Source organism: Caballeronia calidae, from assembly GCF_900044055.2.
Lineage (GTDB): Bacteria > Pseudomonadota > Gammaproteobacteria > Burkholderiales > Burkholderiaceae > Caballeronia > Caballeronia calidae.
Genome location: NZ_FCOX02000077.1, coordinates 1 through 20634, shown reverse-complemented (window position 1 = coordinate 20634; position 20634 = coordinate 1). Strand labels below are relative to the sequence as shown.

The following is a 20634-nucleotide window of genomic DNA, read 5'->3' as shown; positions in this document are numbered from 1 at the left end:
GGAGACGTCGATGAAACCGCTCCTTTCCCTCTGCGCGCTCGCATTGTGCGGCTGCACCGTCGGCCCCGACTTTCATGCGCCCGCGCCGCCCGATACCGAGAACTACATCCGAACGCCCGTGACGGCGCAGCACTTTCCCGCAGCCGATCACGCCTTGCCGCAGTGGTGGACGCAGTTCGGCTCCGACGCGTTGAATCGCCTCGTCGAGCGCGCATTGAGCGACAGCCCGACCCTGGCGCAAGCCCGCGCGAAGCTTCTGCAGGCGCGCGAAGATTACCGTGCGCAAGCGGGCGTGACGTATTTCCCCGCCGTCGATGCAACGCTTTCCGCCGCGCGTCAGAAGGTCGATCCGGCTGCGTTCGGCGTGCCCGTGCCGAGCCCGGGGCCGTTCACGCTCTACGACGTATCGGTGAGCGTGTCGTACACGCTCGATATCTTCGGCGGCGAGCGGCGCGCGCTCGAAGCCGTGCGCGCGCAAGTGGATTACGCGTCCTTCGAGCTCGATGCAGCGCGGCTTTCCATCGCGGGCAATGTCGTGTCCGCCGCGATCCGGCGTGCTTCATTGCAGCAGCAGATTACGCTGACCGAGCGTCTCGTCGATGCCCAAACGCGGCAGCTGATCATCATGCAAGGCCGGCTCAACGCGGGCGGCGTCGCGCCATTCGACGTGCGCAGCCAGCGCACCCTCGTCGAGCAGACGCGCGCGAGCCTGCCCGCGCTCGTCACGCAACGCGAGCAGACGGATCACCGGCTCGCGGTGCTGGTCGGCGTCGAGCCGTCGAAAGCCGATTTCGATACGCTCACGCTCGACTCGCTGCATCTGCCCGACAGCGTTCCGCTCACGCTGCCTTCGACGCTCGCGCGCGAACGTCCCGACATTCGCGCATCGGAAGCGTTGCTGCATCGCGCGAGCGCGAATGTCGGCGTGGCGACGGCGGACCTCTATCCGAAGTTCTCGCTGTCCGCGGGCGCGGGAAGCCAGCGCACGAATATCCATGACGTGTTGAACAGCATGAACGTATGGAACTTCGGGCTGAGTCTCACGCAACCGCTCTTTCATGGCGGCGAATTGCGCGCGAAGAAGCGTTCAGCGGAAGCGGCTTATGACGCGGCGCTCGGCGCCTATAAACAGACGGTGCTGGACGCTTTGCAGCAAGTCGCCGACAGCCTGACCGCGCTGCAGAACGACACTGATGCATTGCAGGCGCGCGCGGTGGCGGCGAACGAAGCGCAGGCCAATCTCGATACGAACAACGCGCGTTATGCAGCAGGCGGCGTGAGCCGTTTCGATTTGATCGACACGCAACGTCAGGCGCTGCAGACACAGCTCGATTACGCGCTCGCGCAAGCGAACCGCCTCTCCGATACGGCCGCGCTGTTCCAGTCGCTAGGCGGCGCCGGCGAAGACACGAAAGCCGCGGCCGAACCGGTTGCATCCGCAACTAATTAGCAAGCGTGCCGAGCCGATGCTTGAGCACCTTGCCGCTCGCGGACACGGGCAGCGCGTCGATGATGCGAATCGAGGAAGGCCGTTTGTACGGTGCGAGCCGTTCGCTCGCCCATTCCGCGAGCGCGGTTTCGTCCGCCACGAAGCCCGGCCGCAGTTCGACGAACGCGAGCACGTCCTCGTTGCCTGGTACGCTGCGGCCGATCACAGCCGAATGCAGCACGGCGGGATGACTGTTGAGCGCCTGCTCCACTTCGGCGGGATAGACGTTGAAACCGGAGCGGATGATGAGTTCCTTGCTGCGCCCGACGATATACAGATTGCCGTTTTCGAAGCGCGCGAGATCGCCGGTCCTGAGCCACCCGTCCGCAGTGACCGTGGCCGCCGTCTGCACCGGATCGCGGTAGTAGCCGAGCATCACGTTCGGGCCGCGCACCCATAGCTCGCCGGTGTCGTCGCTATCGTCGGCGGTGCCGTGTGGCGCGAGCGGCACGATGCGCGCCTCGACGCCGGGCACCAGCGGACCAACGGACGCATCGCGAGCGGGCGCATCGAGCAGCGTGTTCGACACGGTGGGGCTCGTTTCGGTCATGCCGTAGCCGTTGTGCAAAGGCACGCCGTAGAAGGCTTCCGCAGCGGCCTTGAGCGACATGTCGAGCGGCGAGCCGCCGCAATAGACGAAGCGCAGCGACGGCGCGTTCAGTCCGCCGCGCGGCGTGAAATGATCGATCAGCTTCGCGTGCATCGCGGGCACGCCCTGGAAGATCGTCATGCGCTCTTCGCTGAGCACGCGGCCCGCGCGTTCGGTATCGAAGCGCGGCGCGAGCCGCAACGTCGCGCCCGCGTACAGCGAACCGAGGCACACGGACGTCAGGCCGAATACATGCGAGATCGGCAACACGGCATAGACGCGATCGCCGGAACCCACGCGACGCAGCGTGCTCGATGCCGCCGCGACGAACAACAGATTGCGATGCGACAACATCACGCCTTTCGGCGCGCCCGTCGTGCCGGTCGTGTAGATGAGCGCCGCGCATTGCCGGTCCGAAGGCAGGCCATGCGGCTCTTGTTCCGAGGACGTATCGACGGCTCCGAGCGCGAACGCGCCGACCGGCGTGGCGTCGAGCGACGCGGGCACTGCGCCGTCGCGTTGTGCGTGACGCGCGGCATCGTCGGATGCTTCGATCGTATAGAACGCGATGCGCGGTTTCGCGTGCGTGCGTATCGCATCGAGCTCGACAGCGGAAAGGCGTGCATTCGCGACGAGCGCCCACGCATCGAGACGGCTCACCGCGAATAGCGCCGCGACGAGCGCGACGCTGTTCTCGCCGATCAGCATCACGCGGTCGCCGGCTCGCACGCCCGCGCTCGCAAAATGCGCGGCGAGTGCATCGACCGCATCGTCGAGCTGCCTGTATGTCAGCGTGCGCGCATCCTCATGCAGCGCGATGTGATCGGCATGCGCCTTCGCCCCGCGCGTGACGATCGCGTCGATGCGCGCGGGCAGCGACGCGATGAGCTTGTTCGTATCCATGTCGAGCGATATCGTTCGTGACCCTGAGGCCCGAATGATAACGCTCAGGCCTCATTCGCCGTCCTCGACCTCGCGCCGATGCGCGAGCAGCGCCATCAATCGGCGATCGCGCCAGCGGCTGCGTTCCTCGATCTTCTCGCGCGGCAGCACGGCGCGGCGCTCAGCATCGAGCTTGTCGAGCGTTGCAGCAGGCCAGTCGAACGGCTTGCGTCCCGACGCGATCGTGCGATACGTGCCGCCGTAACGCGCCGCGTAATCGGCGACGCCGCCGGGCGCGTTCAGATCGATCGTTTCGAACGGGCCCATGAACGACCAGCGCATCGCGAGGCCATCGCGCATCACGGTATCCAGATCGGCGGCGCTCGCATAGCCTTGCTCGTAGAGGCTCAACGCTTCGTCGAGCACCGCGCCTTGCAGGCGATTGAGCAGAAAACCCGAGATTTCGCGATTGACGGTCACGGGCTTCTGCCCCGCTGCTTCATAGATGACGCGCGCGCGTTCCATCGTGTCCTGCGAAGTCCACGGCGCCCCGCACAATTCGACGAGCGGCACGAGCGAAGGCGGATTCACCGGATGCGCGACGAGGCAACGCGCGCGCCCTTCGATGCCTTCCGTGAACGTCGATGCCGGCAATCCGGAGGTCGAACTCGCGAGCAGCGCATCGGGCTTCGTGAGCCGGTCCAGTTCGGTGAAGAGCGCGCGCTTCGCTTCGACGATCTCCGCGATGTTCTCCTGCACGAGATCCGCATCGGCGACGGCATCGGCGAGGCTTTCGCATGCGGTAATGCGGGCGACGATCGTATCGGCGGGTTCGTCGATGAGGTTGAACGATGCGAGATCCTGCACGCTTTCGCGGATCGCGGGAATCGCGCCGGAAAGCATCTCGTGCGACGCATCGTGAATCTTCACGTCGAAGCCGCCTTTCGCAAAGACGATCGCCCACGCGCGGCCGATGCGGCCCGAACCTATCACCGCAATGTTTTTCGCTTGCATCTGTAGCTGGTCCTCACGCGTTGTCAGAAATTGGTTTTGGCGGCGCCCTTTTAGTTGAAGCATCTCGCGCGCTTCAGCGGGCGTCGCGATACTTCATGAGAGGTTCGACTGCTTCGCGCGCGCCATCACGAGCCCGATGCCCGATGCGCCATACCCCATGCGCCGCCCGTGATGAGCACGCGCAAGCCCGCGTGCGGCTTCAGCATCTGCAGAACCGCCATGCCTGTCTCCGTTGTCGTCCTGCTCAGGCGCTCTCTTGCGCGCCGTCCTTATTGCTCGCCTGAAGCCTTTCGCGCAGATCGGCCGCCGCATCGCCGATGTCTTCCTCTATGCCGGCGCGCGCGCCTTCGCCATCGCCGCGCCAGAGCGCTTCGACGATATGCCGATGCGCCTTCATCGAACGGCGCATGTGGGGAATGTCGGGAGCGACGAGGTTTAGGAACGGGCCGATGCGCATCCAGAGGTTCTGGATCGTCGCGAGCGTGAGATCGCTCGCGCCGCGCGCATAAATGGCGACGTGAAATTCGAAGTTGCTGCGCAGATACGCGGGGGCGTCGCCCGCTTCGACGTGCGCGTTCATCGTGTCGAAGATCGCCTGCAGCGCTTCGAGATGCGCGCGCGTCATGCGCGACGCCGCGCGCTTCGCGACCGCGCCTTCCAGCGCGATGCGCACGTCGCGCAACTCTTCGAGCAATTCGAGCGTCATCGGCGGGACCATGAGCGCGCGGCCGGGGCCGTCGATCAACGCGCCTTCCGCTCGCAGACGCGTGAGCGCGGCGCGCACCGGCATCGTCGAGGAGCCGACTGCCTCGGCCACGCTGCGCAGGCTCAGCAATTGTCCCGGCGCGAAGCGTCCCGTCATGATCGCCTGCTTGAGTTGCGCATAGACGCGACCGGCCATCGTGTCGCGTGCAACCAGTTCGAGTGCAGGTAAGTCAGTCGTCGATCGTGCCGCCACCTTTGCCTCCGTTCCTTCGTTCGGCTGCTGCGATGCTGTCGAAGCGTGTGACGTGTGATCACACCCGAATGGCTTAGAGTGTCGGACGCGCGACGGTGCGAGTCAACCGTGAATCGCTAGGGGAAAACGCGCAGCGCCGATTACCCGAATCGCCCCTGCACGGCTCTTTGAATCTCCGCAAACGCGACCGGCTTCACGAAATGATGATCGAAGCCCGCGTCCTTCGAACGCTGCCGATCATGCGCCTGGCCGTATCCCGTCACCGCGATCAGCAATGCGTCGGCGGTGGCGGGCCGTGAGCGCATCTCGCTCGCGAGACGATAACCGTCCATGCCCGGCAAGCCGATATCGAGCAGCACGATCTGCGGCGCGAAGTCATCGGAGAGTGCGAGCGCTTCGGTCGCGTCGTGGGCCGTGCGCACGTCGAAGCCGTCCGCTTCGAGCAGAAGCGCCATCGCGGTGGCCGCGTCCACGCTGTCATCGACGATCAGCACGCGCTTGCCGCTCGCGCCGCTGACCGGCGCCTCTCCGACGCCATGCGCGGCCACCTGCGCATCCTTCGCGAGCGGCAGCCATACGATGAACTCGCTGCCCGTCTGCGGCCCGGCGGAAAACGCCTCGATGCGCCCGCCCTGCAGCTCGACGAGCGTCTTCGCGAGCGGCAAGCCGATGCCGAGCCCGCCCTCCGAACGCTCGAGCGAGGTCTCCGATTGCACGAAGAGATCGAAGATATGCGGCAGCATGTCATGCGCGATGCCGATGCCGTTATCGCGCACGACGATGCGCACTTCATCGCCGAACTGCTCGGTCGCGATCGCGATCTCGCCGCCTTCGAGGCTGTACTTCGACGCATTCGACAGCAGATTGCCGAACACCTGCGCGAGCCGCACGCTGTCGCCGACGATATAGAGCGGCCCCTCCGGCAGATTCACCGTCAACGTATGGCGCTTTCTTTCGAGCGCGGGCTGCACGGTCTCGATGGCCGCCGCGATGGCCGCCGCCAGATCGACCGTTTCCTGACGCAGCGTGATCTTGCCCTGCGTGATGCGCGCGACATCGAGCAGATCGTCGACGAGACGGCTCAGATGCCGCACCTGCCTGTCGATGATCGCGCGCACCGTCGCGAAGTGCTGCGCGGACGGCTCGCGATCGGGATCGAGCAGATCGACCGCATTGCGGATCGGCGCGAGCGGATTGCGCAGCTCGTGCGCGAGCATCGCGAGGAACTCGTCCTTGCGGCGATCCGCTTCGCGCAGCAGCAGCTCGGCGGCCTTGCGCTCGGAGATATCGTTGACGATGCCCGCGATCCGACACCGCCGCGCGGGATGCCCCGCCGCGCCGCGCACCTGAAATGCGCGCTCGGCGACCCAGCGCGGCCCGCCGCTCGCACGCATGATGCGATATTCGACCTCGTACGGCGTGCCGTTGGCGAGCAGACGACGATACGCTTCGGCGACATGATCGCGGTCGAGCGGAAGAATGTCGCCGGACCAGTGATCCGGTCCAGGCGCGGGCATGGGCGCGCCGCCGCCGCTATCGAAGAGATGCGCGTAGGCGGGGCTCACATAGAGCAATTCGTTGGATGCGGGGTCGAGCATCCAGAACACATCGTCGATATTCTCGGCGAGCTGGCGGAAGCGCTCTTCGCTCTCGCGCAGCGCGTTTTCCGCGAGCCGCACGCGCAGCAGCGCGCGCACGTGCGCGATCAGCTCGGCGGGTTCGACAGGCTCGGTCAGATAACTGTCCGCGCCGCCTTCGAGGCCGCGAATGCGATCGAGGCTATGCACGGCCGCCGCCGATGTCTGCAACACGAGCGTGCCCGCGGTTTCCGGCGATGCCTTGATCTGCCGGCACACTTCGAGCCCGTTGATGTCGGGCAGCTTCACGTCGAGCAGCACGAGATCGGGCGCTTCGGCGCGCACGCGTTCGAGCGCGGCGGTGCCGGTCGCCGCTTCGATCACGTTGAAGCCCGCGCGCGACAGGATGCGCGTTTTCGCATAGCGGGCGCCGTCGTTATCGTCGACGTTGAGGATCAGCACCTCGTTCCAGTCGCTTGTCATGATGGTCGCCCCTTGCCGGTCACCGCATTCAGGACGCCCGGCAACTCGTCACCGCCGACCGGCTTCCCGATGAACGCGGCCGCACCCAGCGCCTCCGCTTCATCGCGATCTTCGGCTTCTCCGAGCACGACGATCGGAATGCTGCGCGTCGCGGCCTGCGCGCGCAGCGCGGCGAGCCAGATCCACGCCTCCGACGGCGCGGGCCGCACCGCGAGCAGCAACGCCGCGGGCTGCGTGCGCGCGAGCAGCCGGCCGGCCTCGTCGAGCGTCGCGGCGCTCATCGCACGATACGGCGAACTGCGCAACGCGGCCTCGCAGTCGAGCCGCTCGATCGGATTGCTCGCGACGATCAGCACGGCGGGCCGCGAATCGCTCGCTGCATGATGCATCGCATCGAAGTCCGCGCCGTAATGCGCGGGAATCGTCGCACTGAACACAGAGCCGCGCCCGGCTTCGCTCGTGAGCGACACATCGCCGCCGAGCAGCTTGCAGAGCTTGCGGCACAGCGGCAAGCCGAGTCCCGTGCCCTTCACGTATTGCTGAAGACGATTCTCGACTTGCCCGAACTCTTCGAACACCACTTGCTGATGCTCGGGCGCGATGCCGATGCCCGTATCGGTGACGGAGAACGTGATGAGCCGCCGCGCATCGTCATAACTCGCGGCGACGCGCACTTCGCCGCGCTCGGTGAATTTGAGCGCGTTCGACACGAAGTTGCGCAACACCTGCGCGACCTTCGCTTCGTCGGTGCGGATGGGCGGCAAGCCTTCGCACGAGTCGAACACGAGCTCCACCGCGCCGCCCGGCGACAGCGGCCGCAGCATGCCGCGCAGCGCCGAGAACAAGGTATCGACTTCGAATTCCGCGGGACGCACCTCGATCTTGCCCGCCTCGATCTTCGCGAGATCGAGCAGATCGTCGACCGTCTCCGACAGATCTTCCGCCGCCTTGCGGATGAAGCGCACCTGCTTCTCCTGCTCCTCGGTCAGCTCACCATCGATGCGTTCGAGCAGAAGCTTCGAAAGCGCGCGAATCGACGAGAGCGGCGTGCGGAACTCGTGGCTCATGTTCGACAGAAAGCGCGACTTCGATTCGTCCGCGCGGCGCAGATGATCGGCGCGCGCATCGAGCTCCGCATAGAGCGCGACGACGCCGCGATTGGTGTCCTCCAGCTCGCGCGTGAGACGCGTGAGCTCTTCCTGACGCTCGCGCAGATCGGCGAGCGCGGCGATCAGCTCGCGATTCTGGCGCTGCAGCTCGGCGGCCGTGTCCTCGCTCGGCTGGCGCGAGAGCACGTTCTTCACCGCCTGCACATCGCCAGGCGCGGAATCGGGCAAAGCCTTCGCGAGCGAGATCGAGGTCGCGCCGCCGGCTTCATCGGCGATCGCGCACTGGTCCATCAGGCGCTGCGCCGCGAGCAGGCCGAGCGCGGCTTGCGGGTCGTCGCTGCGCATCGCGCGCAGCCGCTCGCCCGCACCCGCGTCCGCCAGAAAGCGCACGACGAAGCGCGGCGGCCGCACGGCGTCATCGACGAAAAATTCCGCGCGCGCCGCCTGCCCCGCGATCAGCACCGTGCGCGCGGCTTCGAGCACGGAAGTGGAAATGCGCGTCTGGTCCTGCGGCGAGAAGCCGAGCGCCGCGCTCGCATCGCGCGCCTTCACGCGGGCCGTGACGATGTCGCGCTCGTCGTCGATAGTCATCGCGTAGAGCGGCAGCGTCATCATGCGTCTCCGGTCACGCGCGCGACGAACACGGTGATGTCGTCGCGTCCGCGCGAGAAATCACGATACAGCACCGCCGCGACGAGCGCCGGATGCCGCACGGCGAGACCCGGATAACGCGCGAGATCCCAGCGCGACGTGAGGCCGTCCGAATGCAGCACGACGAGCGCGTTGGGCGGATACGGCACATCGAACGATTGCGCGCGGCGCGCCGCGTGCCCGACGATGCCGCTGTGCGACACCAGATGCTTGTGCGTCCCTTCGGTCCACACGCTCGCCGAGATATTGCCGATGCCCGCGAACGTGACCGGCATGCCCGCCATCGACGCGGACGCCGGCATGCGCGCGATGCCGACCGCCGCGCCGCGCGTCGGGCGCAGCGCATCGTTGGCCGCATCCATGATGCGGTCCAGCGCGAGATCGCCGTTCGCGGCGAGCGCCTTCGCCGCTTCGATCGCAGCGACATTGGCGAGCGGGCCGTGCCCGAGACCGTCGGCGACGAGCACGGTGAACGCGCGCTTGTCCGTGTGCACCGCCCAGGCATCGCCGCACACGGTTTCGGTTTGCAGCGGCAGGTTCACGACGCCGTACGTCAGGTGCGGCGCCGGCATGTTCGCCGCGCCCGGCACGTTCCAGAACACGACACGCAGCACCGTGCCGAGCCCCGGCGCGCTCCAGATATCGAGCTCGTCCGACAGGCGCTCGATCGCGCCCATGCCGTTGCCGGGACTGCCTGCCGTCGTGTAGCCGTCCTCGAAACAGCGATGCAGATCGTGGATGCCCGGCCCGTTGTCGACGCTCAGCACTTCGATGCCGTAGCGAAGCGCGGCGCCCGCGTTCGCATCGACGAGCGGCCGCACCAGCAGCTCGCCGCTTCGCGCATGCTTCAGCAGATTCGTCCCGCATTCGGTGACGACGATCGCGAGTTCGCCCGCCACCGTCTCGTTGAAACCGAGCCCGCGCGCGAGTTCGCCGATCGAACGCCGCGCATAGGCGATCTGGCTCGCCTCGGCGATCTCGTAGCGCTGCTGCGCGGCCATCGATTCCTTCAGAACGGTTTCCATTTGGTGATCGAAACGTGCGTGCCTTCGCCCGGCGCCGAGCGGATATCGAACTCGTCGCACAGACGCTTCGCGCCGCCGAGGCCGAGGCCGAGACCGCTGCCCGACGTAAAGCCATCCGACAGCGCGCGTTGAATATCCGGAATGCCCGGTCCGTTGTCGACGAATTCGAGTTTGAGACCGCGGCGGCCATTGCGCTCGACGAGGTAGCAATGCACGTCGCCGCCGCCGCCATAGATGAGCGTGTTGCGTGCCAGCTCGCTCGCCGCCGTCACGAACTTGGTCTGATCGATGAGCGACAGGCCCTGCGCGACCGCCTTCTCGCGCACGAACTGGCGCAACCGCACGATCTGCTCGTCGGAGCGGATCGGCAGCGTGTCGGGCGGCGACGATGACGTGGGCGCGGCTGTGGAGTTGAAGATCGTCATGGAGTCGTTCGCATGCGGCCGTCAGGCCGTGCCGCCCCTTGCGAGGAGCGCCATGCCTTTCTCCACGTTGAGCGCGGTGCGCACACCCGACAGCGTGAGGCCGAGCTCGACCAGCGTGATCGCGACCGAAGGCTGCATGCCGACGACGACCGTCTCGGCATCGAGCACGCGCGCCATCGCCGCCGTGTTGCCGATCATGCGTCCGATGAACGAATCGACCACGTCGAGCGAGGAAATGTCGATCAGCACGCCGCGCGCGCCGTCCTTGACGATGCGGCTCGTCAGATCGTCCTGCAGCGCGAGCGCGAGCCGGTCGTGCATGTCCACCTGAATGGTGACGAGCAGGAGCTTGCCCATCGTGAGAATCGGAATGCGTTCCATCGCTTAGGTCCCGTTCAGTCGCGTTGCTTTCGTTGCGTGCTTCGAATGGCGAGAGACGGCGTCATTCCGGTTGCAGCGAATCGAAGGCATCGTTGGAACGGCCCGCGCGCGGCGCGTCCTGAAGCGCCGCCGTCACGGACTTGCCCGTGCGCTGCAGCGCGACGACGAAAGCCGCCGCGAGCGTCGCCTTGGTCGTGACGTTCGAGAGATTCACGCCGAGATGCACGATGGTCTGCGCGATCTGCGGACGAATGCCGCTGATGATGCAGTCCGCGCCCATCAGCCGCGCCGCCGCGACGGTCTTCAGCAGATGCTGCGCGACGAGCGTATCGACGGTCGGCACCCCGGTGATATCGATGATCGAAATCGCCGCGCCCGTCTCGACGATCTTCTGCAAGAGGTTTTCCATGACGACCTGCGTGCGCGCGGAATCGAGCGTGCCGATCAAAGGCAGCGCGAGGATGCCGTCCCACAACTGCACGACGGGCGTCGACAGTTCGAGCAGTTCCTGCTGCTGACGCACGATGACCTGCTCGCGGCTCGCCTGGAAGACTTCGGTCGTATAGAGACCGAGTTCGTCGAAGAGCGTGCTGATCATCCAGGTGAGATCGGCGAGCGTGGCCGCGTCGTTGTCGAGCGAGTCGCGCAGGCGCGTGAAGAGCGGCTGCTTGAGCGAGAACACGAACATCGCGGTCTCGGCGGGCGTGAAGCCCTGACGCGCGCGCTGCGCGGACATCTCCGCGAGGAACGCGCGCACTTCCTGCCACGCGAGCGCTTTGAAATCGATGCGCTCGGAGGAGCCGAGCGCCGTGACCATCAGCGAGACAAACTGGGTGAACTGATTGCGCAGCTCCGCTTCGCCGACGAGCCCGCGCCGCGACGCGATCGCGTGCTGCTGCGCGAACCACTCCGCAAGCAACTGTTCCTGATTATTCGTGAACAACTGGGCAAGCCGAATTCCGCCGACCATTTCCATGCCGAGATCCTGTGCGAGTGATGTTTTTTTGGGCTCCAAGCCCCGGACGTAGGTTTTGTTGCGTTGCCGCGAACGCTATCGAAATAAAGCAACGCAAGGCGCTCGGAATGTAGCACGCCATCCCAAAATTCGACAGTCCGGAACCCCTTGTAGCGCAAGGGTTGCGCGGATTGTTTCGGTTTCGCGTGGGGCGACGTATGACGAATCGGCAATTGCTGCCGAACGTTCGATCCCGGCAGGACAAAGGCCGGTCAAATATCCTGCGCAAACGCGCGTCGCTAGCGCGAGAGCAGAAACAGTTCGAGCGCCTGAAGGCTGATCGGTTTCAGCAGAAAGCCGTCGAAGCTGGTCTCGCCGCTGCTCGCGACGAAATCGCTGTGGCCGGTCATCGCGATGATGCGCGCGCGGCTGCTCGGCCCGGCCGCGCGGATCGCGGTGCAGATCTCGCGGCCGTCGGCATCGGGAAGGGTGATGTCGAGGAAGATGCTGTCGAAATGCTTGCTCGATGTGAGCGCGAGGCAGCCGGCGCCGTCGTGCGCGACGGCCGCGGTGTGACCCATTCCGCTTGCGATGTCGACCAGAGTCTCGATGCAGGCGTGGTTGTCGTCGACGAAAAGCAGGTTCATCGTGACTGGCTCCGTTTCGACGGAAGGACGCATACGTCCCGGGCGACGTGTCGGACAGTGTAGTGCATCGACGATGACGCTCGCGCTTTCGTTCCGTCAGCGGCGAGGCTTTGTCCGCGTTGTGCTGGATCGGCATGCGATGCCGTGTATAGCAGCGCGAATATTTTTTTGGGTGGCGCGCGGTGCAATACTCGGGCGACCGACTCGAACCGTCATCCGACCCGCCGGAGCGCACATGGCCCAAACGATCCATCCCGTCGACGAAGTGCTGCCCATCGGCCAGATGCTCGCGGTCGGCATCCAGCACGTGCTGGTGATGTACGCGGGCGCGATCGCGGTGCCGCTCATCATCGGTGCGGCGCTCAAGCTGCCGAAGGATCAGGTCGCGTTTCTCATCAGCTCGGATCTCTTCGCATGCGGGCTCGTGACGCTGGTGCAGTGCATCGGCGTGTGGAAGTTCGGCATCCGGCTGCCGGTCATCATGGGCGTGAGCTTCGCGCCGGTCGGCCCGATGGTGGCGATGGCGTCGTCCGGCGCGGGCCTGACGGCGATCTTCGGCGCGACCATTGCCGCAGGCGCGTTCGCCATTCTGATCGCGCCGTTCTTCGGGCGGCTGATGCGTTTCTTTCCGCCGATCGTCACGGGCACGATCATTCTCACGATCGGCATGACGCTCTTTCCGGTCGCGATCAACTGGGCGGGCGGCGGACGCGGCGCGGCGAATTTCGGCGAACCGAAGAACCTGATGATCGCGGCCATCGTGCTGCTTGCGATTCTGCTCATCAATAAGTACTTGAAGGGCTTCATTGCAAACATATCGGTGCTGCTCGGCATGGCGATCGGTTTTGCGATCGCGCTGCCGCTCGGCTTCGTCGATTTCGCGGGCGTGGGTCAGGCCGCGTGGTTCGCGCCGGTGCGGCCGTTCGCGTTCGGCATGCCGACCTTCGATATCGCGGCCATCGCATCGCTGTGCCTCGTGATGGTCGTCATCATGGTGGAATCGCTCGGCATGTTTCTCGCGCTCGGCGATCTCGCGATGCGGCCCGTCTCCCGCATCGATGCGACGCGCGGATTGCGCACCGACGGGCTCGGCACCGTGATCGGCGGCATCTTCAATACATTTCCGCATTCGTCGTTCTCGCAGAACATCGGGCTCGTGGGGATCACCGGCGTGAAGAGCCGCTGGGTCGTCGCGGTGTCCGGCGTGATCCTGATCATGCTCGGACTCTTGCCGAAGCTGTCCAATCTGATCGCTTCGATACCGGTCGTCGTGCTCGGCGGCGCGGGCATCGCAATGTTCGGCATGGTGGCCGCGACCGGCGTGAAGATCCTGAGCAAGGTCGATTTCGACAGCAAGAACAACCTGCTCATCATCGCGATCAGTCTGGGCGTGGGCGTGATTCCGCTTGCCGCACCGTCGTTCTTTGCTCATATGCCGGCGTGGGCCGGGCCGCTCACGCATAGCGGCATCACGCTCGCCGCCGTGTTCGCGATCCTGCTCAATGCGCTCTTCAATCGCGGACGTGATGGCGGGGACGTGGAAAAGGAAATCGCCGCGGAGATGCCGCTGAGTCTGCGCCATGGCGATGTAGACGTGCGCGATTGATCCGGCTCGTGCGGCTCGTGCGATTTGTGCGGTTGGCGCACGAACCCGGACATCGCAAAGTCACTAACATACGAGGAACCCGAAAGCCGCCCGAGACCCATGCGCGAAGTCCTCTGGTTCCTCCTCGCCGCGATAGCCCTTTGCTACGCCTTCGCCCTCGCGGCCCTGTACTGGCTGCAAGGCAGGCTGGTGTATCCGCTCGAACAGATCGAGGCCTTCAAGAATGCCGAACTGGAAGAGCGCACCGAAGCGGTGAGCATGAGAACGGAAGACGGCCTCGACCTGACGATGCGCTACAAGGCGCCGCCCAATGAAGCCGCCCCGACGGTCATCCTCTTTCACGGCAACGGCGAAGATCTCGCCCAGCGCGGTCATATCGCGCTGGAGATGATCGAAGCGGGCTATGGCGTGCTGCTGGCCGAGTATCGCGGCTACGGCGGCAATCCGGGCACGCCGCGCGAAGCCGGCCTCTATGCCGATGCCCGCGCCGCCTACGCATACGCGGCAGCGCGCTCGAAGCACATCGCGGTGCATGGTTATTCGCTCGGCTCCGGCGTCGCGGTGGAACTCGCGAGCGAAGCGAAAATCGCCGCGCTGATGCTCGAAGCGCCGTTCACGAGCATCGTCGATGTCGCCGCGAAGCGCTTCTGGCTCTTCCCCGTGCGCCTGCTCGCACGCGACCGCTACGAGAGTCTTTCGAAGATCGCGTCCATCGATGCGCCGCTCCTCATCTATGGCGGCACGAAAGACGGCGTGATCCCGCCCGAGCATTTCCAGCGCCTCTTCGACACCGCGCGCGGCGACAAACGTATCGCGCTCATCGAAGACGCCGATCATCTCGATGTCTGGACTAAGGGCGGCCGCGACCACGTCATGCCGTTCCTCGCCTCGCTGCAAGCCACGCGCGACGCGATGCAGGCCTAGGCGCCGGTCTTCTTGCGGCTGCGCCCGAGCTTGAGCGTCACCCACGCCGGCGCATGATCGCTCGCATGCGGCTCGCCGCGCACCCATGTGTCGACGCCCGCGCCTTCCAGCTTCTTCGCGAGATCCTTGCTGAGCAGAAGGTGATCGATGCGCAAGCCCGAGTTCGTCTGCCAGTGGTTTCGAAAGTAATCCCAGAACGTATAGATGCGCTCATCGGGAAAGGTCTTGCGCAATGCATCCGTCCAGCCCTGAGCCAGCAGGTCCGCATAGGCCGCGCGGCTCTCGGGTTGAAGCAACGCGTCCTTGAGCCACGAGCGCGTGTTGTAGATGTCCTCGTCGGTGGGCACGACGTTGTAATCGCCCGCGAGCACGACGGGATGGCCGCTGTCGAAAAGCGCTTTCGCGTGCGCGTTGAAGCGCTCGAACCACGCGAGCTTGTATTCGAACTTCGGGCCGGGCTGCGGATTGCCGTTCGGAAGATAGAGACAGCCGATCAGCAAGCCGCCCACGGCCGCTTCGATATAGCGGCTATGCGTATCGTCCTCGAAGCCGGGAAGCCCGCGCCGGCTGAGAACGGGATCGGCGCCCTTCGCGAGGATCGCCACGCCGTTCCACGACACCTGCCCGTGCCATAACGCGCCATAGCCCGCGTTCGCGATGGCATCGGCGGGAAACTGCGCGTCCGTCGCTTTCAATTCCTGCAGACAGGCGATATCGGGAGACTCGCGTTCGAGCCATTTCAACAAGGCGTCGAGGCGCGGACGGATGCCGTTGATGTTGAAGGTCGCGATTTTCACTCGGCGTCTCTCCATCGGTGGACCGGAATCGATCGTACACGCGTCGCAGATTGCGTGCCGCGTCGGGTACGGGCACGGCGGCATACAATCTGCCGAACTCACGCAAACCCGCGCACTCATGTCCGAAGGCTCCGCTCACTGGCAACGCAATCTCTACGTCTGCGTATTCGGCTCGTTCACGACCATCATGGCGATGACGCTGCTCCTGCCCTTCCTGCCGCTCTATGTGCAGCAACTGGGCGCGTCGTCGGTGGAGGCGGCGGTGCAGTGGTCGGGCGTCGCGTTCGGCGCGACGTTTCTCGCGGCGGGGCTCGTCGCGCCGCTGTGGGGACGCCTCGCCGACCGCTACGGCCGCAAGCCGATCCTGATCCGCGCGAGTCTCGGCATGGCGATCACGATGTCATTGCTCGGCGTCGTGCAGACGGTCTGGCAACTCGTGGCGATGCGCTTTCTCGCGGGGCTCGTCGGCGGCTACGCGAGCGGCGCCATCGTGATGATCGCGACGCAGACGCCCAGGCACCGCACCGCGTGGGCGCTCGGCACGCACGCGGCGGGCATGATGGCGGGCAACCTCGTCGGGCCGCTCGTCGGCGGCTTGCTGCCGGGCCTGATCGGCATACGCGCGACGTTCTTTCTCGCAGGCGGCCTCATCTTCTGCTCATTCATCATGACGACGCTGCTCGTGAAGGAAGAGCGCCGCGCGCCGGATCACGCGAAGACGAAGCCGCGCGGCGGCTGGGGCGATGTGCCGTTGCTCACGCCCGTCATCGCGATGCTCGCGAGCGCGATGCTGCTCATGTTCGCCAACATGTCGATCGAGCCGATCATCACGGTGTACGTGTCGCAGCTCGTGAAAGACCCGAAGCAGGTCACGCTCGTCGCGGGCTTCGTGATGTCCGCCGCCGCGCTCGGCAGCGTGCTCGCGGCGCCGCGCGTCGGGCGGCTCGCGGACCGCGTCGGCGCGCCGAAGGTGATCGTCGCGTGTCTTGCCGCTTGCGGCGTGCTGCTGATTCCGCAGATGTTCGTCACGAACGGTACCCAGCTCGTCGTGCTGCGCTTTCTGATGGGCCTCGCATTGGGCGGGCTGCTGCCTGCGATCACGAGCGTCGTGCGCCACAACGTGCCGGACCATGCGGCCGGCTACATCCTCGGCTATGCGACGTCGGCGCAATACATCGGACAAGTGGCGGGGCCGCTCGCGGGCGGTTTCATCGCCGCGCATTCGGGCATGCGCTCCGTCTTCGTGATGACGAGCGTGCTGATGTTCGCGGGCGCCGCCTTCAATGCGTGGGTGTTTCTGCGCAAAGTGCTGACAACGGGGTAGTTTAAGTTTGACTATCAAACATGGGTGTCCCTAAAACACCCCGTTGCACGGTAACATTGACCGGAATTCTAAAATTTTCGATGTTGCCATCGTCGCTTCGCATCTTGCGATGTAGCGAAGGAACGTCCCATGCGACCAAATCGCCTCGCGCGCCCTGTTGCGTCCGCGGCGTTCTTGCGTCAACTGCAGTCACCATCACGAGACCAGATGGTCAAGAAATCTGCGAAAGACCAACCCCTTGATGTCAATGGCCGCTTGTCGGCAGGCCTGAGAGCCGTGAGAGATTCGGCCGGCCTCACTCTCGTCGCTTTAGCTGAGTCGACAGGCATGAGCCGCAACACGCTTTGGCGCATTGAAAATCGAGACGCCAATGCCCGTTTGAGCACAATCGACGCGCTAGCCAAGTTCTTTAAGCTAAACCCCACGCAGCTGTTTGAAACCGCGCCTTCGAGTACGCCGCGGCTTCCTCGTCGCATTGCGCTATCGAAAATCGTGTCTGGGAATATTGTTGTGTTGCGCTCGGGCGCTGGGATGTCGCAAGAGGCGCTCGGGCAAGCTGCAGGTCTAGCACGGAACTACGTTTCGTTGATTGAGGTCACCGCGCCAGACCTAAAAATCGAGACCGTGGCGGGAATCGCGCAAGTTTTGAACGTCGACGTTAGCGTTCTGCTTGCGGACCCTCGAGAAGGACTGTCGTAGCCGGAACAGGTGAAGCGGCTCTTTTCCTCGAATGACGTTCGCCTCACCCACGGCTAACCCGGTGGGTCAGTGACAACGACCGCAGTACAGTGAGTGGTGAAAAATCCACCGCAGTGTTGTTCACCGATGCTGCCGCAACGAAATTGTCGCTGCCCCCACAGGCACCCGCCCGAAAAAAGAAAACCGGCTTACCCAATTTACTGAGTAGACCGGTTCCGTCCTTCACCTCCGCTTTCGCGGAGAATACGTGGTGCCACATTCGCGGCTCTGCTGCTTTTAGCGCTCACCTCCGCTTGCGTGGAGAATACGTAGGCACTACATTCGCGCCTCTGCTGCATTTAACGCTCACCTCCGCTCGCGCGGAGAATACACGCCCCGGCTGGCCCTGTCGAGCTACTCCGTTCGATTCCGGAGAGCAGTCTTCAAGCGCTTCGGCACGTCATCTTTATACCCCTCGAATGCAAACGAAGCAAGAACAATCTTCCAAGCAACTTGTTGAAAGCAATACATAAAACTCGAAACCGAACTAAATACAGCAGAGGCGGCCCCGCGTAGTCTCGGTCATGCTTGGCCCTTCGCATTTAACTCTCAGCACCGTCCATTCGACAGCATGAGCCGGGTACTCCGCCGGCCATTCCCTTGCGAGCAATGCCATCGCCTCGCGCAAACCCGCCACTGCCCTTCCCTGAGGTCCGTCATCGTCCGCCTCAGCCATCCCCAGAATCTGTTGCGCAGCTTGCAACCGGTCCAACACCCGCCTGCAGCGCTCGACCATCGGGGATGCGAGATTGAGTTCACGTGCGACCACCTCGACGTCTCTCTCGATGTCGGATATCAGAATGCACAGCAATTGGTCAGCAGCGTCTTGAAGAGACGACGTTGTTTTCATCGAACGTCTAGAGCTCGAGATTTATACTCCATGCCATCGTCCCGTTTGGATTTGAGAGGCGCTGCATGTCCCTCATTGAACCCAGCAACTCCGACTTCCCCGTCGAGACCATTGAGAGCATCGCCGTTCAACCTCGCATCGACGTCGCCCCGTGCCAGCCGACCACGTGAGGACATGTCGCAGCGGTGAACACGAACGCTGCATCACCCTCAGGCGTCGACCCACAGAACCCCTCAACGTCGACGGAGAGAGCGCGTCTGGTGGAATTCGCGTTAAGGAAGTACACGAGGTATAAAGAAGCGAATGTATCGGCGGGACTATTGCGATAATTCTTCTTATCGTGAGAGCACTGCGGGCGACCTAAACTGGAGAGATGAAATCGTCGCCGCCCGTCGCTGGGCGTCCGCGGCGTACCGGTCAAACACCGGGCGCCCTGCCCGCTCAAGCGTTTTCCCCACCATTTCCTGACCTTGATTCGCTCGCGGCACTGCGCGCCTGGTACGAGGGGCTCACCGCACGCGCCGCCGTGCATCGCTACCTGGGCCACCTGCGCGCGGACGGCCAGTCGTCGCGCAGCCTGCTCGGCCGAATTCGTCGGCAACTCATCGTCTTCGCGTTTTCGCGCCAGCTGCCGGAACTTGCGCGCCTGTTCGACCACCCGGCGGCGAAGCGGACCGCGCGCGCCGCCGCCGTGGTGCAGGCACTGGACGTGTTGCGCCGTGCGGCGGTTCCAGCACCCCAGGTAACCGATGACATAAACCACTGGCTCTCACCTCGCGTAGTGCGCGCGCTGCAGGCGGCCCGCATCTGGACACTTGCCGAATTAACGGTACGGGTGCCCCGCCGTCGCCTCTGGTGGCACGACATTTCCGGGCTCGGACGCGTCGGCGCGCGCGAAGTCGAGGACTTCTTTGAAGCCCACCCAGCCCTGACGGCACAGGCGCGAGCGCTGGTGTGCCAGACGACGAACCGCATTGTGGTGCCCTGGGAAGTGTTGAGCGTCCCGGAGGCGCTCAACGGCTCGCAGGGCCGCTATCGCGCGCCTGTGGCGACCTGCCTGCTCAACGCCGACACGGATTACGACGCCGTGCACGCCTGGCTCGACTTGCACGAGGCGCCCGAAACTGCGCGCGCTTATCGCAAAGAGGCCGAGCGGCTCCTGCTGTGGGCCATCGTGGAACGCCAGCGGCCCCTCTCGTCGCTCACCACCGACGACGCGGTCGCGTACCGAACGTTCCTGCGCCACCCGACACCGCGCGAGCGCTGGGTCGGGCCGGCCCGCCCACGCGAGTCGGTCGAATGGCGCCCCTTCGTCGACGGGTTGTCGGCTCCATCCATTGCGTACGCGCTGACCGTGTTGCGCGCGCTGTTCCGCTGGCTCATCGAGCAGCGTTACGTGCTGGCCAATCCCTTTGCGGGCCTCAAAGTACGACGGGTAGGACCACGTACGCATTTCGACGCCAACCGTTGCCTCACGCAGTCGCAGTGGGAATTTGCGCGAAACATTGCGGACCAACTTGAACTCGTTCATGGCTGGAGCGCCGCGGCCGCACAGCGAATGAGGTTTATCCTGGATTTCGCCTATGGCACAGGACTGCGCGCGCACGAACTCGTCGATTCGAAGCTAGGAATCCGCGCGGCAGACAGAATTTGAGCTGCCGGTACTGACGCCACATCGTGCGGGCGTCAACGCCGATTGCGGTTTGGCCCGCCATTGCGCGCAAAAGTGGCTTTCCCGGCGGCGAAATCAGGGCAATGTTGTCCCCTTCGGGACTTACGCAGGCGTCATTTTCGACATTCTGCGTAGGTTCAGCGCCGCGCAGACGAGTTTCCATTCGGCCTGTGCCTTGGCCAGTCCACGCATGCTGAATTGTCGAAATCCGAGAACGCTCTTTACCCAGGCATTCGGCGGTTCGGACAGCCATTTGCGCTTTCGATAGGCCGCCTGAGTTTGCGCACAAGTAAACTTGTCGGCCATCGCGGCGCATAGCGGGCGCTTCCGGGCATCGACCTTCACCTCTTTCTTGCCCTCGCGTCCGGGCGCCACGATCAACTCGGCGGGGTGCTCGCGCAATTGTTCGAACGTCGCCTCCGAGCGGTAGCCCGCATCGGCAAGGACTTGCTTGGGGGCGGCCCCGGCGTCGCGCGCTACCGCCGCCAGAACGATCGGCAATTGGCCGCTGTCGGCAGCACAGTTACCCAGTTCGGCC

The 20634-nt window shown here is 64.8% G+C and carries 17 protein-coding genes and 1 pseudogene; 6 read left to right on the top strand and 12 right to left on the bottom strand.

Annotated elements, in window-relative coordinates:
* Window positions 1–10 precede the first annotated feature (10 nt).
* A complete protein-coding gene (locus AWB78_RS36215; RefSeq protein WP_062611532.1) occupies window positions 11–1450 on the top strand; it encodes an efflux transporter outer membrane subunit in 1440 nt (479 codons plus the stop codon).
* On the opposite strand, the gene AWB78_RS36210 is transcribed toward AWB78_RS36215, so the two are convergent.
* The 10 genes from AWB78_RS36210 to AWB78_RS36165 form a co-directional block, all read right to left on the bottom strand.
* Window positions 1443–2981 carry a class I adenylate-forming enzyme family protein gene (locus AWB78_RS36210; protein ID WP_062611531.1) on the bottom strand — a complete coding sequence of 513 codons (1539 nt, stop codon included), beginning with the start codon at window positions 2979–2981 and terminating at the stop codon, window positions 1443–1445. The two genes, AWB78_RS36215 and AWB78_RS36210, sit on opposite strands and share 8 nt — an antisense overlap.
* A 51-nt stretch (window positions 2982–3032) precedes the next feature.
* Window positions 3033–3974 (bottom strand): 3-hydroxyacyl-CoA dehydrogenase, encoded by a 942-nt coding sequence (locus AWB78_RS36205; RefSeq protein WP_062611530.1) that lies wholly within the window; start codon window positions 3972–3974, stop codon window positions 3033–3035.
* Window positions 3975–4218: 244 nt separating this feature from the next.
* Complete coding sequence (locus tag AWB78_RS36200) at window positions 4219–4875, bottom strand: GntR family transcriptional regulator (RefSeq protein ID WP_062611529.1); 657 nt, start codon at window positions 4873–4875, stop codon at window positions 4219–4221.
* A gap of 197 nt (window positions 4876–5072) precedes the next feature.
* The gene (locus AWB78_RS36195; protein WP_062611528.1) at window positions 5073–6992 is read right to left on the bottom strand and encodes a hybrid sensor histidine kinase/response regulator; all 1920 of its coding nucleotides are present in this window, start codon (window positions 6990–6992) and stop codon (window positions 5073–5075) included.
* Window positions 6989–8716: an ATP-binding protein gene (locus AWB78_RS36190; RefSeq protein ID WP_232478014.1), complete on the bottom strand. Its 1728-nt coding sequence runs from the start codon at window positions 8714–8716 to the stop codon at window positions 6989–6991. The genes AWB78_RS36195 and AWB78_RS36190 overlap by 4 nt, the downstream gene beginning before the upstream one ends.
* Complete coding sequence (locus tag AWB78_RS36185; RefSeq protein ID WP_062611526.1) at window positions 8713–9777, bottom strand: ATP-binding SpoIIE family protein phosphatase; 1065 nt, start codon at window positions 9775–9777, stop codon at window positions 8713–8715. The genes AWB78_RS36190 and AWB78_RS36185 overlap by 4 nt, the downstream gene beginning before the upstream one ends.
* Window positions 9762–10202, bottom strand: coding sequence for an anti-sigma regulatory factor (locus AWB78_RS36180; RefSeq protein WP_062611525.1), 441 nt, complete (start codon window positions 10200–10202; stop codon window positions 9762–9764). The genes AWB78_RS36185 and AWB78_RS36180 overlap by 16 nt, the downstream gene beginning before the upstream one ends.
* 21 nt (window positions 10203–10223) lie before the next feature.
* Window positions 10224–10583, bottom strand: coding sequence for an STAS domain-containing protein (locus tag AWB78_RS36175; protein ID WP_062611524.1), 360 nt, complete (start codon window positions 10581–10583; stop codon window positions 10224–10226).
* 61 nt (window positions 10584–10644) lie between these two features.
* Complete coding sequence (locus AWB78_RS36170) at window positions 10645–11559, bottom strand: STAS domain-containing protein (protein ID WP_062611523.1); 915 nt, start codon at window positions 11557–11559, stop codon at window positions 10645–10647.
* Between the two features lie 278 nt (window positions 11560–11837).
* Complete coding sequence (locus AWB78_RS36165; protein ID WP_062611537.1) at window positions 11838–12185, bottom strand: response regulator; 348 nt, start codon at window positions 12183–12185, stop codon at window positions 11838–11840.
* A 235-nt stretch (window positions 12186–12420) separates the two neighbouring features.
* Between AWB78_RS36165 and AWB78_RS36160 the strand changes: the two genes are divergently transcribed.
* Together AWB78_RS36160 and AWB78_RS36155 are read left to right on the top strand one after the other, a co-directional pair.
* The gene (locus AWB78_RS36160; RefSeq protein WP_062611522.1) at window positions 12421–13791 is read left to right on the top strand and encodes a nucleobase:cation symporter-2 family protein; all 1371 of its coding nucleotides are present in this window, start codon (window positions 12421–12423) and stop codon (window positions 13789–13791) included.
* Window positions 13792–13890: 99 nt separating this feature from the next.
* Window positions 13891–14715 carry an alpha/beta hydrolase gene (locus AWB78_RS36155; RefSeq protein WP_062611521.1) on the top strand — a complete coding sequence of 275 codons (825 nt, stop codon included), beginning with the start codon at window positions 13891–13893 and terminating at the stop codon, window positions 14713–14715.
* Here the strand turns inward: AWB78_RS36155 and AWB78_RS36150 are convergent.
* Window positions 14712–15527 (bottom strand): exodeoxyribonuclease III, encoded by an 816-nt coding sequence (locus tag AWB78_RS36150; protein WP_062611520.1) that lies wholly within the window; start codon window positions 15525–15527, stop codon window positions 14712–14714. The two genes, AWB78_RS36155 and AWB78_RS36150, sit on opposite strands and share 4 nt — an antisense overlap.
* A 103-nt stretch (window positions 15528–15630) precedes the next feature.
* Between AWB78_RS36150 and AWB78_RS36145 the strand changes: the two genes are divergently transcribed.
* The 3 genes and pseudogenes from AWB78_RS36145 to AWB78_RS36130 form a co-directional block, all read left to right on the top strand.
* Window positions 15631–16836: an MFS transporter gene (locus AWB78_RS36145; protein ID WP_062611519.1), complete on the top strand. Its 1206-nt coding sequence runs from the start codon at window positions 15631–15633 to the stop codon at window positions 16834–16836.
* A gap of 207 nt (window positions 16837–17043) precedes the next feature.
* Window positions 17044–17535 carry a helix-turn-helix domain-containing protein gene (locus AWB78_RS36140; RefSeq protein WP_062611518.1) on the top strand — a complete coding sequence of 164 codons (492 nt, stop codon included), beginning with the start codon at window positions 17044–17046 and terminating at the stop codon, window positions 17533–17535.
* Window positions 17536–18797: 1262 nt separating this feature from the next.
* Window positions 18798–20054, top strand: a pseudogene (locus AWB78_RS36130) (site-specific integrase); the annotation flags it as partial.
* 144 nt (window positions 20055–20198) lie between these two features.
* Here AWB78_RS36130 and AWB78_RS36125 read toward each other — a convergent pair.
* The coding region (locus AWB78_RS36125) for a transposase (RefSeq protein WP_157697436.1) at window positions 20199–20634 on the bottom strand (436 nt) is incomplete at its 5' end.

Coding starts and splice junctions, on each gene's coding strand:
- AWB78_RS36170 (WP_062611523.1), bottom strand. CDS start 11,559: ATGGAAATGGTCGGCGGAATTCGGCTTGCCCAGTTGTTCACGAATAAT.
- AWB78_RS36210 (WP_062611531.1), bottom strand. CDS start 2,981: ATGGATACGAACAAGCTCATCGCGTCGCTGCCCGCGCGCATCGACGCG.
- AWB78_RS36195 (WP_062611528.1), bottom strand. CDS start 6,992: ATGACAAGCGACTGGAACGAGGTGCTGATCCTCAACGTCGACGATAAC.
- AWB78_RS36140 (WP_062611518.1), top strand. CDS start 17,044: ATGGTCAAGAAATCTGCGAAAGACCAACCCCTTGATGTCAATGGCCGC.
- AWB78_RS36160 (WP_062611522.1), top strand. CDS start 12,421: ATGGCCCAAACGATCCATCCCGTCGACGAAGTGCTGCCCATCGGCCAG.
- AWB78_RS36185 (WP_062611526.1), bottom strand. CDS start 9,777: ATGGAAACCGTTCTGAAGGAATCGATGGCCGCGCAGCAGCGCTACGAG.
- AWB78_RS36155 (WP_062611521.1), top strand. CDS start 13,891: ATGCGCGAAGTCCTCTGGTTCCTCCTCGCCGCGATAGCCCTTTGCTAC.
- AWB78_RS36180 (WP_062611525.1), bottom strand. CDS start 10,202: ATGACGATCTTCAACTCCACAGCCGCGCCCACGTCATCGTCGCCGCCC.
- AWB78_RS36150 (WP_062611520.1), bottom strand. CDS start 15,527: ATGGAGAGACGCCGAGTGAAAATCGCGACCTTCAACATCAACGGCATC.
- AWB78_RS36145 (WP_062611519.1), top strand. CDS start 15,631: ATGTCCGAAGGCTCCGCTCACTGGCAACGCAATCTCTACGTCTGCGTA.
- AWB78_RS36200 (WP_062611529.1), bottom strand. CDS start 4,875: ATGGCCGGTCGCGTCTATGCGCAACTCAAGCAGGCGATCATGACGGGA.
- AWB78_RS36165 (WP_062611537.1), bottom strand. CDS start 12,185: ATGAACCTGCTTTTCGTCGACGACAACCACGCCTGCATCGAGACTCTG.
- AWB78_RS36190 (WP_232478014.1), bottom strand. CDS start 8,716: ATGATGACGCTGCCGCTCTACGCGATGACTATCGACGACGAGCGCGAC.
- AWB78_RS36205 (WP_062611530.1), bottom strand. CDS start 3,974: ATGCAAGCGAAAAACATTGCGGTGATAGGTTCGGGCCGCATCGGCCGC.
- AWB78_RS36215 (WP_062611532.1), top strand. CDS start 11: ATGAAACCGCTCCTTTCCCTCTGCGCGCTCGCATTGTGCGGCTGCACC.
- AWB78_RS36175 (WP_062611524.1), bottom strand. CDS start 10,583: ATGGAACGCATTCCGATTCTCACGATGGGCAAGCTCCTGCTCGTCACC.